The 14,734-nt window shown below is 62.5% G+C and carries 12 protein-coding genes; 8 read left to right on the forward strand and 4 right to left on the reverse strand.

Translation table 11 applies throughout. The features are described 5' to 3' along the window. Positions 1-13 precede the first annotated feature (13 nt). Both AB5I78_RS20835 and AB5I78_RS20840 read left to right on the forward strand, forming a co-directional pair. Positions 14-370 (forward strand): 4a-hydroxytetrahydrobiopterin dehydratase, encoded by a 357-nt coding sequence (locus AB5I78_RS20835; RefSeq protein WP_106576439.1) that lies wholly within the window; start codon positions 14-16, stop codon positions 368-370. Beyond that, positions 370-1,563: an amino acid aminotransferase gene (locus tag AB5I78_RS20840; RefSeq protein WP_369301265.1), complete on the forward strand. Its 1,194-nt coding sequence runs from the start codon at positions 370-372 to the stop codon at positions 1,561-1,563. Before AB5I78_RS20835 ends, AB5I78_RS20840 begins: the two co-directional genes overlap by 1 nt. A 125-nt stretch (positions 1,564-1,688) precedes the next feature. Here AB5I78_RS20840 and AB5I78_RS20845 read toward each other — a convergent pair whose 3' ends face one another. Then, positions 1,689-2,498 (reverse strand): UDP-2,3-diacylglucosamine diphosphatase, encoded by an 810-nt coding sequence (locus tag AB5I78_RS20845; RefSeq protein ID WP_145158911.1) that lies wholly within the window; start codon positions 2,496-2,498, stop codon positions 1,689-1,691. A 138-nt stretch (positions 2,499-2,636) separates the two neighbouring features. On the opposite strand from AB5I78_RS20845, the gene AB5I78_RS20850 reads away from it, so the two are divergent. Continuing rightward, a complete protein-coding gene (locus tag AB5I78_RS20850; protein WP_369301267.1) occupies positions 2,637-3,386 on the forward strand; it encodes an AraC family transcriptional regulator in 750 nt (249 codons plus the stop codon). Positions 3,387-3,478: 92 nt separating this feature from the next. Continuing rightward, a complete protein-coding gene (locus AB5I78_RS20855) occupies positions 3,479-4,363 on the forward strand; it encodes a DMT family transporter (RefSeq protein WP_145158915.1) in 885 nt (294 codons plus the stop codon). A 3-nt stretch (positions 4,364-4,366) separates the two neighbouring features. Here the strand turns inward: AB5I78_RS20855 and AB5I78_RS20860 are convergent, their stop codons facing one another. Beyond that, positions 4,367-4,654 (reverse strand): SelT/SelW/SelH family protein, encoded by a 288-nt coding sequence (locus AB5I78_RS20860; protein WP_242195653.1) that lies wholly within the window; start codon positions 4,652-4,654, stop codon positions 4,367-4,369. 82 nt (positions 4,655-4,736) lie between these two features. Between AB5I78_RS20860 and AB5I78_RS20865 the strand changes: the two genes are divergently transcribed. Further along, positions 4,737-6,926, forward strand: a complete 2,190-nt coding sequence (locus AB5I78_RS20865; protein WP_145159577.1) for a patatin-like phospholipase family protein — start codon at positions 4,737-4,739, stop codon at positions 6,924-6,926. A 67-nt stretch (positions 6,927-6,993) separates the two neighbouring features. Here the strand turns inward: AB5I78_RS20865 and AB5I78_RS20870 are convergent, their stop codons facing one another. Together AB5I78_RS20870 and recQ are read right to left on the reverse strand one after the other, a co-directional pair. After that, positions 6,994-7,428: a MarR family transcriptional regulator gene (locus AB5I78_RS20870; protein WP_106576432.1), complete on the reverse strand. Its 435-nt coding sequence runs from the start codon at positions 7,426-7,428 to the stop codon at positions 6,994-6,996. A 121-nt stretch (positions 7,429-7,549) separates the two neighbouring features. Beyond that, the gene (gene recQ, locus AB5I78_RS20875) at positions 7,550-9,676 is read right to left on the reverse strand and encodes a DNA helicase RecQ (RefSeq protein ID WP_053258024.1); all 2,127 of its coding nucleotides are present in this window, start codon (positions 9,674-9,676) and stop codon (positions 7,550-7,552) included. 274 nt (positions 9,677-9,950) lie between these two features. Here recQ and AB5I78_RS20880 point away from each other — a divergent pair, with 274 nt between their 5' ends. The 3 genes from AB5I78_RS20880 to AB5I78_RS20890 all read left to right on the forward strand — a co-directional run bounded on the left by AB5I78_RS20880 (position 9,951) and on the right by AB5I78_RS20890 (position 14,643). Continuing rightward, positions 9,951-10,538, forward strand: coding sequence for a YecA family protein (locus AB5I78_RS20880; protein WP_106576431.1), 588 nt, complete (start codon positions 9,951-9,953; stop codon positions 10,536-10,538). A 20-nt stretch (positions 10,539-10,558) separates the two neighbouring features. Further along, the gene (locus tag AB5I78_RS20885; protein ID WP_145158921.1) at positions 10,559-10,948 is read left to right on the forward strand and encodes a YbaN family protein; all 390 of its coding nucleotides are present in this window, start codon (positions 10,559-10,561) and stop codon (positions 10,946-10,948) included. Between the two features lie 224 nt (positions 10,949-11,172). Next, the gene (locus AB5I78_RS20890; protein WP_145158923.1) at positions 11,173-14,643 is read left to right on the forward strand and encodes a PAS domain-containing hybrid sensor histidine kinase/response regulator; all 3,471 of its coding nucleotides are present in this window, start codon (positions 11,173-11,175) and stop codon (positions 14,641-14,643) included. Positions 14,644-14,734: the final 91 nt, after the last annotated feature.

The following is a 14,734-nucleotide window of genomic DNA, read 5'->3' on the forward strand; positions in this document are numbered from 1 at the left end:
CAGGACACTTCCCATGACCACCTTGAACCAAGCCCACTGCGAAGCCTGCCGTGCCGACGCCCCGCAAGTCAGCGATGAAGAGTTGCCGGTACTGATCAAGCAGATTCCCGACTGGAACATCGAAGTCCGCGACGGCGTGATGCAGCTGGAAAAGGTTTTTCTGTTCAAGAACTTCAAATTTGCCCTGGCCTTTACCAACGCCGTGGGCGAAATCTCTGAAGCCGAAGGCCACCACCCAGGCCTGCTCACCGAGTGGGGCAAAGTCACCGTGACCTGGTGGAGCCACTCGATCAAAGGCTTGCACCGCAACGACTTCATCATGGCCGCGCGCACGGACGAAGTGGCCAAGGACGCCGAGGGCCGCAAGTAATGCATTTCGATGCCATTGGCCGCGTGCCCGGCGACCCGATCCTCGGGCTGATGGACCTGTATGCCCAGGACAGCAACCCGAACAAGTTCGACCTGGGTGTCGGCGTCTATAAAGACGACCAGGGCCTCACGCCGATTCCGCATTCGGTAAAACTCGCCGAACAGCGGCTGGTAGACGCCCAGACCACCAAGACCTACATCGGCGGCCACGGCGATGCGGCATTCGGTGCGCTGATCAGCGAACTGGTGCTCGGCGCCGACTCGGCCTTGATCCGCGACCGCCGCGCCGGCGCAACGCAAACCCCTGGCGGCACCGGCGCCCTGCGCCTGAGCGCGGACTTTATCGCCCATAACCTGCCGGGGCGTGGCGTGTGGCTGAGCAACCCGACCTGGCCGATCCACGAAACCATCTTCGCCAAGGCCGGGCTCAAGGTCAGTCACTACCCCTATGTGGGCGCCGACAACCGCCTGGATGTGGCCGCGATGTTGGCAACACTTGCCACGGTGCCCGAGGGCGACGTGGTGTTGCTGCATGCGTGCTGCCACAACCCGACTGGTTTTGACCTGTCCCAGGACGACTGGCGCCAGGTGTTGCAGATCGTGCGCGAGCGCCAATTGCTGCCGCTGATCGACTTCGCCTATCAAGGCTTCGGCGACGGTCTGGAGCAAGACGCCTGGGCCGTGCGATTGTTTGCCGCCGAGCTGCCGGAAGTGCTGATCACCAGCTCCTGCTCGAAAAACTTTGGCCTGTACCGCGACCGTGTCGGCGCGTTGATCGTGTGCGCGGCGGATGCTGAAAAGCTCACGGATGTGCGCAGCCAGCTGGCAAACACCGCGCGCAATCTGTGGTCGACGCCGCCGGATCATGGCGCCGCCGTGGTCGCGACCATCCTTGGGGATGCCGAGCTGAAAAAGCGCTGGAGCGACGAAGTCGAAGCCATGCGCTCACGGATCGCGCAGCTGCGTTCCGGCCTGGTGGAGGCGTTGGCGCCCCACGGGCTGGCCGAACGCTTTGCGCATATCGGTGCGCAGCGCGGGATGTTTTCCTACACCGGCTTGAGTGCCGAACAGGTCAAGCAACTGCGCGAGAAGCACAGCGTGTATATGGTCAGTTCGGGGCGGGCTAACGTGGCCGGGATTGATGCGACGCGCCTGACCCTGCTGGCCGAGGCCATCGCCGACGTCTGCAACTGAAGAAACGGGGAATAAATGTGGGAGCGGGCTTGCCCGCGAATGCAGTGTGACAGTCACCCAATATATTGACTGACACTCCGCATTCGCAGGCAAGCCAGCTCCCACATTTGAACGGAGTGAGGCCTTTAGCCCGCAACCATCTCGGCTTTGAGCTGCGCCTCTTTCGCCTGCGCATCCGCCAACCGATACAACTCGATCTGCCCGTCCCAGTGCTCGATCAGCGCCGTGCACGACTCCACCCAGTCCCCGCAGTTGAGGTAATCCACCTCGCCCACCTTGCGAATTTCCGCGTGGTGAATATGCCCGCAGACCACGCCATGCAGCTCGCGCCTGGTGACTTCGTGGGCGATCGCCTCCTCAAAGTCGCTGATAAAGCTCACTGCCGTCTTGACCTTGTGCTTGAGGTACGCCGACAGCGACCAGTAGCCGTAGCCATACCGTGCCCGCCAGTGATTGAGCCAGCGGTTCAGCGTGAGGGTGAACTCGTAGGCCGAGTCGCCGAGAAACGCCAGCCAGCGATGGTAACGGGTGATCACATCAAACTGGTCGCCGTGAATTACCAGCAAGTGACGGCCATCGGCGGTGACGTGCACCGCTTCGTCCACCAGTTGGATATTGCCCAGGATCAGCTTGGAATAGCGCCGCAGGAACTCGTCATGGTTGCCGGTGACATAGATCACCTCGGTGCCGCGCTTGGCCATGGTCAGCAAGCGGCGGATCACGTTGGTATGGGCCTGGGGCCAATACATGCCGCCGCGCATTTTCCAGCCGTCAATGATGTCGCCCACCAGGTACACCTTGTCGGCGTGGTAGCCCTTGAGAAACCGCGACAAGTGTTCGGCCTGGCAGTCCCGCGTGCCCAGGTGCACGTCGGAAATCCACAAGGTACGAACCCGTTGTTTAGGACCGGGTTTGGCGAATTCGGCACGGGTCATGGGCATCCCTCGACGCTGTTTTAGCGAGCTTGCGCCCTGGTGGTTAACAGCCCATGACAGCGGTGCGTCAGTCTGATGACAGCGCCTGATGCCCGTGAAGCGTTGTAGACTGGCGCCCTGCACCCTCAGGAGACCGCGATGAGACCGACGCTCACGCTGCGCCACTACCTCGAAGAGCCTCTTGCCCACAGCCATGACCATGCGCAGTTGGTGTTCGGCCTGTCCGGGCACCTGGACCTGGAAGTCGATGGCCGGGGCAGCCAGGTGCGCGAAAGCAGCGTGATGGTGCTGCCCTTTTCCGCTCACCACGCCTGCGGCAGCCGCGATGGCAGCCGGTGCCTGGTGCTGGATGTGCCCACCGAACACTGGGTGCTGCACTCCTTGGGCGAGCATGCCGAGGCTAGCCGCCGCCTGCTCGATCAACCGGCGCGCCTGACTCTGGATTCGCGGCAAAGCCAGCTGGTGCAATGGCTGGCGCACAGCCCGGTGGATGACCCGTTGATCGTGCAGCAAGGCGCGGTGCTGTTATTGGCCAGCCTCAATCACCCGCTGGCCCAACCGATGCCGGGGCGGCGCCTGCCGTATGCGGCGTTTGATGCGCATATCGAACGACACGTTGCGCATCCGTTGCAGGTCGCGGACCTTGCGCGCATTGCCGGCCTGTCGGTCGCGCGCCTGCACGCGCGCTTTATCGCCGAGTGCGGGCAGACGCCGATGGACTACATTCGCGGGCGCCGCCTGCAGATGGCCTTGAACCTGTTGCGCAACACGCCGCTGCCCATTGGCGACATTGCCGAGCGCGTCGGCTACAGCTCGCAAAGTGCGTTTGCCGCCGCGATGTTGCGTGAATTTAGCGCATCACCGGGCGCATTGCGGCGCTCATCATAGTCTTGCGACAAAAAACGCGAGCCGGACGACAGACGCCCACACCTCCAACCTCTAGACTGCGATTCTGTCACCCCGTTGATTCAAGGATCGCAATGACTCCCCGCTCAGCCCTCGGCGCCCTGCATATCGGCGCACTGATGTTTGGCCTCACCGGCGTATTCGGCAAGCTGGCGGCGGCCTCGCCCGCCATCATCGTCTTCGGCCGGGCGGCCTTCGCCGTGGTGGCGCTCGCCGTGTTTGCGCGATTCGCCAGCAACACCACCTGGAAAACACTCCAGATGCGCGACTGGCGCCGCCTGCTGATCAGCGGCGTACTGCTCGCGGCGCATTGGGTGACCTTCTTCATCGCGGTCAAAGTCGCCGGCGTGGCCGTCGCCACGCTTGGGTTTACCGCGTTCCCGGCATTTACCGTGATTCTCGAAGGGCTGATCTTCCGCGAGCGCATTCGCGCCAATGAAGTGCTGCTGGTGGTACTGGTCAGTGTCGGCCTGATCCTGGTGACGCCAGACTTCAACCTCGCCAGCGCAGCCACCGGCGGCCTGCTCTGGGGCATTGCCTCGGGTTTGCTGTTCTCGTTGCTGTCGCTGAACAACCGCGCCAGTTCCGGGCGCATCCCCGCGGTGCAGGCGGCGCTGTGTCAGAACCTGGTGGTCGCGGCTTGTCTGCTGCCGGTGGCGGCACCCGGACTGGCGGATGTGCGGGCAATTGACTGGTTGTGGATCGGGCTGCTCGGGGTGTTCTGTACCGGCCTGGCCCACAGCCTGTTTGTCGCCAGCCTGGCGGTGATCAAGGCGCGCACCGCCTCGGTGGTGTTTGCCATGGAGCCGGTCTACGGCATCACCGCGGCCTGGGTGCTGTTTGCCGAAACCCCAACCTTGCGCATGCTGCTGGGCGGCGCGCTGATCATCGTCGCCATCGTGCTTTCCGGGCTGATGGGCAGCACCAGCCAGGCCAAAGCGCCTGCGGCGACGGCCTGATGCTCAGGCTTTGCGGTCGTTGTGGCCCAGATCGCGCTGCGGGTCGATCTGGTCACGCACGCGCTGCTTGAGCACCTTGGCTTCGGGGAAGCCGCCGTCGGCCTTGCGCTCCCAGATCTGCACGCCATCGCAGGTGATGCGAAACGCGCCGCCGGTGGCCGGCTCCAGCGCCACACGACCCAGGTCATCGGCAAACGTACTCAACAACTCCTGGGCCAGCCACGCGGCGCGCAACAGCCACTGGCACTGGGTGCAATAGGTGATGACGATCTCGGGTTTGCTCAGCGACATAATTTGAGAGGTTCCTGGCATAACGGGCTGGGTGGATCGGGTGGCTATAATACCGGCCTTTCGCCCAGCCTCGAGATTCATGATGCGCCGCCTGTTGTCTTGCCTGTTTCTGTGTTTGCTTCCACTGCTCGCCGACGCCGTTGAAACACCCCGCCCCAAAATCGGCCTCGTGCTGTCCGGCGGCGCCGCGCGTGGCCTGGCGCACATTGGTGTGCTCAAGGCTCTGGAAGAGCAAGGGATCCAGATCGATGCGATTGCCGGCACCAGCATGGGCGCGGTGATTGGCGGGCTGTACGCCTCGGGCTACAAGATTGATGAGCTGGAAAAGCTCGCGCTGAATATCGACTGGCAACAAGCGCTGTCCGACGCACCGCCGCGCGAAGACGTGCCGTTTCGACGCAAACAGGATGACCGCGACTTTTTGGTCAAACAGAAGCTCAGTTTCCGCGACGACGGCAGCCTCGGCCTGCCACTCGGCGTGATTCAGGGTCAGAACCTGGCACTGCTGCTGGAAAGCATGTTCGCCCACAGCAGCAACACGCGTAACTTCGACAAGCTGCCGATCCCGTTCCGCGCAGTGGCCACCGACATCACCACCGGCGAAAAAGTCGTGTTCAACAAAGGCCACCTGCCCCAGGTGATCCGCGCGAGCATGTCGATCCCGGCGGTGTTCGCCCCGGTGGAAATCGACGGCCGGCTGCTGGTGGACGGCGGCATGACCGACAACATCCCGCTGGACGTGGCCCGCGAGATGGGCGTCGACATCGCCATCGTGGTCGACATCGGCACCCCGCTGCGTTCGCGCAAGCAACTTGCCACTGTGGTCGATGTGCTCAACCAGTCGATCACCCTGATGACCCGGCGCAACTCCGAAGAGCAACTCAAGGCGCTGCACCCCAAGGATGTGCTGATCCAACCGCCGCTGGCGGCCTACGGCGTGACGGACTTCGGCCGCGCCAAGGACATGATCGACGCCGGCTACCGCGCCACCCGCGCGCTTGATGTACGCCTGGCGCACCTGCGCCCTGCTGAGCCTGTCGACCCGCAACTGATCGCGGCCCGCACACCCGGCGAGCGCACCCCCGTGATCACCGCCATCAAAGTGGAGAACGACTCGAAGGTCAGCGATGACGTGATCCGCTACTACATCCGCCAAAACCTGGGCGAGCCGCTGAACCTGGGCCGTCTGCAAACCGACATGGGCACCCTGTACGGCCTGGACTACTTTGAGCAGGTGCAATACCGCGTAGTGAAAAAGGGCCAGGACAACACCCTGGTGATCAGCGCACGCGGCAAACGCAGCGGCACCGACTACTTGCGCCTGGGCCTGAATCTGTCGGATGACATGCGCGGCGACAGCGCCTTCAACCTCGGCGCCAGTTACCGCATGAATGGCATCAACCGCCTCGGCGCCGAATGGCTGACGCGGGTGCAGATCGGTGATCGCCAAGAGCTGTACAGCGAGTTCTACCAGCCACTGGATGTCGGCTCACGCTACTTCGTCGCGCCCTATATCAGTGCCCAGGCGCAGAACGTTGAACTGATTCTGGACAACGACCCCATCTCCGAATACCGCCTGGAGCGTTATGGCTTTGGCTTGAACGTCGGCCGCCAGATCGGCAACAGCGGCGAGATCCGCTTCGGCGTCGGCGAAGCCTGGGGCAAGGCGGACGTGCGCATCGGCGACCGCGACCTGCCGAGCGTGAGCTTCAGCGAGGGCTTCTATGAACTGAAGTACTCGTTCGACTCGCTCGATAACGTGTACTTCCCGCACACCGGCGAAGACATCGGCCTGGCGTTCCGCGAATTCGAGCCCGGGTTAGGCTCGGACCAGCGCTATCGACAGTGGGAGTTCAAACTGGACAAGGCCATGAGCCGCGGCCCGGACACGCTTATACTGGGCGGCCGTTACGGGCGCACGCTGGATAAATCCGACGTAGTGGTGTCCAGCTTCCTGCTGGGCGGTGCGCGGCAATTGTCGGGCTTTCGCGAAGATGCAATCTCGGGGCAGAACATCGCCCTGATGCGCGCGGTGTACTACCGCCGCCTGACGCCGCGCTCGTACCTGCCGTTGGACTTCCCGCTGTACCTGGGTGCCTCGGTGGAACGCGGCCGCGCGTGGAACAACGACAACCAATTCGACAGCGGTTACATCAACGCTGCGAGTGTTTTCCTGGGGTTTGATACGCCGTTGGGGCCGCTGAATTTCAGCTATGGGTTCAATGATGACAATCAGCAGGCGGTGTACCTGAACCTCGGCCAGACGTTCTAGGCAGCGCACAAAAAAAGTGGGAGCTGGCACGCCAGCTCCCACTTTTTAATTTCTGGTGAATCCCGGATCAGGACTTTTCCAGGTTCGCCAGGATGTGCCCATGCACACGCATGCACACGCGCAAATCCTCTTCATCCACGCCCACAAACAGCTCATGGCGCAACGCTGTGGCAATGGTTTCGATCTGGTCGATCAATGGGCGGGCGGTGTCGCACAGCAATATGCGTTTGGCACGACGGTCTTCAAGCACCGCCTGGCGTTGCACCAGACCCTGGCCTTCAAGGCTGTCGAGCAGGCGGGCCAGCGTCGGCCCTTCGACGCCAACACTTTGAGCCAGCTCGCGCTGAGTGGGCGCTTCCGCAAAACGGGCCAGGTGCAACAGCACCAGCCAACGCGCCTGGGACAAACCCAGCCCCGCCAAGCGGCGGTCCAGTTCGGCGCGCCAACCTCGGGACATTTGCGCCAACTGCATGCCAAAGCGGTGTTGATCGGTTAAAGGCATAAAAAACTCATGGTTTAGACTGAAAATAAAGTGTGGCTAATTATTAGTCAGCTAAGCATGAGCCATGCCAGGAGGCAAGGGCCGCTATGTACTGATTCGTTACATTGGCGCAATTGGCACACTAAATTTCGAATTCCGACTGCAAAGCAGCCCGCACGCAATACAAAACACCCTCAGGCACACGCCCGGTAAACAGCGGCGCGATCTCCGCAACTGGTGGCAATTCGCCCTCTCCGTCGAGGAATGCATCCTGGATTTCACCGAGCAGATCTTCCGGCAAATCAAGGGCTTGCTCCAACGACAACTGCTGCTTGCCGATGGATTCGGCCAGCAGGGTATAGACGTTTTTTTCCGAACATTGCAGTTGGCCGGCAATCTGGATCGGGGTCATGCCGGCACGCGCCAGGCTGATCAGTTCGTGGCGAATATCGGCGACTTCCTTCGGCGCCTCGGCCTGGCCGCCGAGCACTTCGAGGAAGGCTTGCCCGTAGCGTTCCAGCTTGCGCGCGCCGACGCCGCTGACCCGGGCCATTTCGGCCATGGTGGTCGGCTGCTCGCGCAGCATCTCCAGCAACGTGGAGTCGGGGAAAATAACGTAAGGCGGCACACTGTGTTCCTGCGCAAGTTTGCGTCGCAGGGTGCGCAAGGCTTCCCATTGCTCGCGCTCTTCGCCACGGACCAACTGGCTGGCCTGGCTGGTGCTGCTCTTGGCCGTGGTCTGCGGTTTGAGGTCGCGACGCAGCTCCAGGCTCACTTCGCCCTTGAGCAATGGCCGGCAACTGTCGTTCAAGCGCAGGCCGCCATAGCCCTCGAGGTCGATGTCCACCAGGCCGCGGGCGACCATCTGACGGAACAATGAGCGCCACTCGCCTTCAGCGCGGGCTTTGCCGACGCCATAGACCGAGAGTTTTTCGTGGCCGAAGCTGCGCACTTTTTCGTTGTCCTTGCCCAGCAACACGTCCACCAGATGGCCCACGCCATAACGCTGGCCGGTGCGATAAATAGCCGACAACGCCTGGCGCGCCGGCTCAGTGGCATCCCAGGTCTGCACGCCGTCCACGCAGTTGTCGCAGTGGCCGCACGGCTCGGGCATGTCTTCGTCGAAGTACGCCAGCAGCGTTTGGCGGCGGCAGCGCGTCTCCTCACACAGCGACAGCATCGCGTCGAGCTTGTGTTGCTCCAAACGCTTGTGACGCTCGTCGCCCTCGGAGTTCTGCAGCATCTGCTTGAGCATCACTACGTCTTGCAGGCCATAGACCATCCAGGCATCCGCCGGCAGGCCATCACGGCCGGCGCGACCGGTTTCCTGGTAATACGCCTCGAGGGACTTGGGCAGGTCCATGTGCGCGACAAAGCGCACGTTGGATTTGTCGATGCCCATGCCGAACGCGATGGTCGCCACCATGATCAGGCCTTCCTCGTTGAGAAAGCGCTTCTGGTGGGCAGAGCGGGTTTCATTGGGCAGGCCCGCGTGGTACGGCAGCGCCGGATAGCCTTGCTCGCAGAGGAACGCGGCCACTTCATCGACCTTCTTGCGCGACAGGCAATAGACGATGCCCGCATCGCTGCGCCGCTCGGACAGGAACGCCAGCAACTGCTTGCGCGGCTGCTCCTTGGGCACGATGCGGTAGAAGATGTTCGGCCGGTCGAAACTCGACAGGAAGCGCTCGGCGTTCTGCAAATGCAGGCGCTCGACGATTTCTTCACGGGTGCGTTTGTCGGCAGTGGCCGTCAACGCGATGCGCGGGACGTCGGGGAACAATTCCGCCAACTGGCCCAGCTGCAAATATTCGCGACGAAAATCGTGGCCCCATTGCGATACGCAGTGGGCTTCATCGATGGCGAACAGGGCGATTTCCAGGCTCTGCAAAAACGCCAGCATGCGCGGCTGCACCAGACGCTCAGGGGCCAGGTAAAGCATCTTCACTTCACCGCGCTTGATGCGCGCGGCCAGGTCGCGCTGCTGCTCGGCGCTGAGGGTGGAGTTCAAGGACGCGGCGGCGACACCAAGCTCTTCAAGGGTGGCGACCTGGTCGTCCATCAACGCGATCAGCGGCGACACCACCACGGCCAGGCCATTACGCAACAGCGCCGGCACCTGGAAGCACAACGACTTGCCGCCGCCGGTAGGCATCAGCACCAGGGCATCACCGCCACTGGCCACGCGCTCAATGATCGCACCCTGGCGGCCACGAAAACTGTCGTAGCCGAAGATGTCCTTGAGGACGCGTTGAGCCTGCTCGAGCATGTAAAACTCCAAAATGGTGCCGAAATCCCTCTGTACAGGCTGGCCGAAAAACCCCGGCTTCACGGGAAATAATCCGTAAGCGAAGTTTTCGCGGGTGGGCGCTGGGCCTGCAGGGGCATCACAAAACGCGGCAGTATACCCGAGCGTCGGTCCGCAAAGGGCGCCACTGACGAACAGCGACTGCTATCTAAACCTGGCAAATATGCCTTGCAGCTGGCCTGGGGGCTCAAGAAAGCCTAGAATTGCGCATCGTTTATTCCCAAGGTATGCCGTAATGTCCTTCGCTGAGCAACTAACCCGCCTGCAAGCCTTCCTCGACGCCGATGAGCTGCATGACGAGGCGCTGGACTACGTGGCCGCCCACGGCTACCTGACCGCCCTGTCGATCTCTTCCGACATCGTGCCGGACCGTGAGTGGATCGACGCCTTGTTCGCCGAAGAGCCGCACTACGCCGATGCCGCCCAACGCGAAGAAATCGAATCCACCCTGCTGGCCCTCAAGGCCCACATCGGTCGCCAACTGGCTTCCGACGAGGAATTCGAGCTGCCTTGCGAGCTGGACCTGGGCGAAGACCCGGATGACTCCGACCTGCGCGGCTGGTGCATCGGTTTCATGGAAGGTGTGTTCCTGCGCGAAGCGGCCTGGTTCGAAACCGCCGAGGAAGAAGTCAGCGAAATGCTGCTGCCGATCATGGTCGGTTCGGGTCTGTTCGACGACCAGCCGGAATTCTCCGACATCGCTTCCGACGCCAACCTGATGGACGACATGATCGTACAGATCCCGGAAGCCCTGACCGCCCTGTACCTGTTGTGCAACGCCCCTGACGAAAAACCGGCGATCCTCAAGCCACGTCACCACTGAGTCGTTTGCCCGTGTCCCCCATGGGCAATCGCTCGCTGCTCCTGCGTTACGCACTGCTGGCCATCGGCTGGTTGAGCGTGGCGCTGGGAGTGATCGGCATCTTCCTTCCCGTATTGCCGACCACGCCCTTCCTGCTACTCGCCGCTGCCTGCTTCGCTCGAAGCTCCCCGCGTTTCTACCACTGGCTGGTGGAACACCCGCGCCTGGGCCCGTGGATCAAAGACTACCTGGACGGCAATGGCATTCCGCTCAAGGGCAAGGTCTACGCACTCGGCCTGATGTGGTTGAGCATTGGTTTCTCCTGCTACCTGGTGCCGCTGCCGTGGGCACGCGGTTTCATGCTGACCAGTGCCGTGCTGGTGACGATCTATATCCTGCGCCAAAAAACCCTGCCGCCCCGCGAACGGTAGGCGCGGCTTGAGTGGGAGCCGGGCTTGCCCGCGATAGCATCGCCACGGTGCAACGTTCACACCGCAGCGCCTGAATTGCAGGCAAGCCAGCTCCCACACCAGCCAGCAGCTACATAAGCCAGATCCTGCACACGACCTTGGTCGACACTGACTAACCCCAAGCATCATGCGAGACTGTCCCACCGGGCCTGGAATGCCTGGGTGTTCTTATGCTCGGAGTTACCATGACGCTGTCCAGCGGGCTGATCGCCGCCGTTGCCCTGGCCTATATGGCCATTATGTTTGCCATCGCCTTTTACGGTGACCGCCGCCATGCGCCGTTACCGCCGAAGGTGCGCGCCTGGGTGTATAGCCTGTCGCTGGCCGTCTACTGCACCAGCTGGACCTTCTTCGGCGCGGTAGGCCAGGCCGCCGAACAGCTGTGGGCATTTTTACCGATCTATCTAGGACCGGTGCTGCTACTGGTGTTGGCACCCTGGGTGCTGCAGAAGATGATTCTGATCAGCAAGCAGGAAAACATTACCTCCATCGCCGACTTCATCGCCGCGCGCTACGGCAAATCCCAGTCGCTGGCGGTGGTAGTGGCGCTGATTTGCCTGGTCGGCGTGCTGCCCTACATCGCCCTGCAACTCAAAGGCATCGTGCTGGGCGTGAACCTGTTGATCGGCTCCGGCCCCGACACCACCGGCACGCGCGCCCAGGACACGGCCCTTATCGTGTCGCTGGTGCTGGCGCTGTTCACCATCGTGTTTGGTACGCGCAACCTCGACGCCACCGAGCACCACCGTGGCATGGTGCTGGCGATTGCCTTTGAATCGTTGGTCAAGCTGTTCGCCTTTCTCGCTGTCGGCGCGTTTGTGACCTACGGCTTGTACGACGGATTCGGCGACCTGTTCAGCCAGGCGATGCTGGCGCCGCGCCTTGAGGAATACTGGAAAGAAACCATCAACTGGCCGTCAATGGTGGTGCAAACCGGCGTGGCGATGATGGCGATTATCTGCCTGCCCCGGCAGTTTCACGTCACCGTCGTGGAAAACATCGACCCGCAAGACTTACGCCTGGCCAAGTGGGTGTTCCCGGCCTACCTGATCCTCGCCGCGCTGTTCGTCATCCCCATCGCCCTTGGCGGCAAAATGCTGCTGCCCGGCTCGGTATTGCCGGACTCCTACGTGATCAGCCTGCCCATGGCCGAGGCGCACCCGGCCCTCGCTGTGCTGGCGTTTATTGGCGGTGCGTCGGCAGCGACCGGCATGGTGATCGTGGCCAGCATCGCCCTGTCGACCATGGTGTCCAACGACATGTTGCTGCCGTGGCTGCTGCGACGCTCCAGTGCCGAGCGGCCCTTCGAAGTGTTCCGCCACTGGATGCTCTCGGTGCGCCGGGTCAGCATTGTGATCATCCTGCTGCTGGCCTACGTGAGTTACCGGCTGCTCGGCTCCACCGCGAGCCTGGCGACCATCGGCCAGATCGCCTTCGCGGCAGTCACCCAACTGGCCCCGGCGATGCTGGGCGCGCTGTACTGGAAGCAGGCGAACCGGCGCGGCGTGTTCGCTGGGTTGGCGGCGGGCACGTTTTTGTGGTTCTACACCTTGGTCCTACCGGTCACGGCGAAAAGTCTTGGCTGGTCGCTGAGCCTTTTCCCCGGGCTGACGTGGATGCATTCACACCCGTTTGGCTTCTCCGTGACCTCGCTGACCTTGGGCACCGTGTTTTCGCTGGCGGGTAACTTCACGCTGTTTGTGTGGGTCTCGATGCTGTCGCGCACACGGGTCTCGGAGCATTGGCAGGCCGGACGCTTTATCGGCCAGGAAATCAGCCAACGCGCCAGCGCGCGCTCGATGTTGTCGGTGCAGATCAGCGACCTGCTCAGCCTGGCGGCGCGCTTTGTCGGTGAAGAACGTGCCCAGCAGAGTTTTATCCGCTTCGCCTATCGCCAGGGCAAAGGTTTCAACCCCAACCAGAATGCCGACAACGATTGGATTGCCCATACCGAACGCCTGTTGGCGGGCGTGCTCGGCGCCTCTTCGACACGCGCCGTCGTAAAAGCCGCAATTGAAGGGCGGGAAATGCAACTGGAGGACGTCGTACGTATCGCCGACGAAGCCTCCGAAGTGCTGCAGTTCAACCGCGCGCTGCTGCAGGGCGCCATCGAAAACATCACCCAGGGCATCAGCGTGGTCGACCAGTCGCTGAAGCTGGTGGCCTGGAACCGGCGCTATCTGGAGCTGTTCAACTACCCCGACGGTTTGATCAGTGTGGGCCGGCCGATTGCCGACATCATTCGCTACAACGCCGAGCGCGGCTTATGCGGGCCAGGGGAAGCCGAAGTGCACGTCGCGCGGCGTCTGCACTGGATGCGCCAGGGCCGTGCGCATACGTCCGAGCGCCTGTTTCCGAATGGGCGCGTGATCGAGCTGATCGGCAACCCGATGCCCGGCGGCGGGTTCGTCATGAGCTTCACCGACATCACCGCGTTCCGTGAGGCCGAACAAGCCCTGACCGAGGCCAACGAGGGCCTGGAACAACGGGTGACCGAACGCACCCATGAACTGTCGCAACTGAATGTGGCGCTCACCGACGCCAAAGGCGTGGCCGAATCCGCCAGCCAATCGAAGACGCGCTTTCTGGCGGCAGTGAGCCACGACCTGATGCAGCCGTTGAACGCGGCACGATTGTTCTCCGCCGCCCTCTCCCACCAGAACGACGGCCTGTCTGCCGAAGCCCGCCAGTTGGTGCAGCACCTGGACAGCTCGCTGCGCTCTGCCGAAGACCTGATCAGCGACCTGCTGGATATCTCGCGCCTGGAAAACGGCAAGATCAATCCCCAGCGACAGCCCTTCGTCCTCAACGAGTTGTTCGACACCCTGGGAGCAGAATTCAAGGCACTGGCCCACGAGCAAGGCCTGCGTTTTCGCCTGCGTGGCAGCCGCCTGCGGGTGGACAGCGACATCAAGTTACTGCGACGGATCCTGCAGAACTTTCTTACTAACGCATTCCGCTATGCCGACGGCCCGGTACTACTTGGCGTACGCCGACGCAAGGGTGAACTGTGCCTGGAAGTGTGGGATCGCGGCCCTGGCATCCCGCTGGATAAACAACAGGTGATCTTCGAAGAGTTCAAGCGCCTGGACAGCCACCAGACCCGCGCCGAAAAGGGCCTGGGCCTGGGCCTGGCAATCGCCGACGGCCTGTGCCGAGTGCTCGGCCATCGTTTGAGCGTGCGTTCGTGGCCAGGTAAAGGCAGCGTGTTCAGCGTGCGTGTGCCGTTGGCGCGTAACCAGGCCAGCCCCAAGGTCAAGACCACGCAGGATAACGGGCTGCCGTTGAGCGGTGCCCAGGTGCTGTGTGTGGACAATGAAGAAAGCATCCTGATCGGCATGCGCAGCCTGCTCACGCGCTGGGGTTGCGAGGTGTGGACCGCTACCGATCAGGCGCAATGTGCGGCGTTGCTGGCCGAGGGCGTGCGCCCGCAACTGGCGCTGGTGGACTACCACCTGGACCACGGCGAGACAGGCACGGAGTTGATGGGCTGGCTGCGCGCGCAACTGGCGGAGCCGATTCCCGGGGTAGTGATCAGCGCCGATGGGCGCCCGGAAATGGTGGCCGAGGTGCATGCCGCAGGGTTGGATTATTTGGCCAAGCCGGTGAAGCCTGCGGCGTTGCGCGCGTTGTTGAGTCGGCATTTGCCATTGTAGGAATGACTGAACTCAATCCCCCTGTGGGAGCTGGCTTGCCTGCGATAGCAGTGGAGCAGTCACCACCGCTATCGCAGGCGGGCCAGCTCCC

The sequence above is a fragment of the Pseudomonas sp. N2-3-1-14 genome, assembly GCF_041228395.1.
GTDB lineage: Bacteria > Pseudomonadota > Gammaproteobacteria > Pseudomonadales > Pseudomonadaceae > Aquipseudomonas.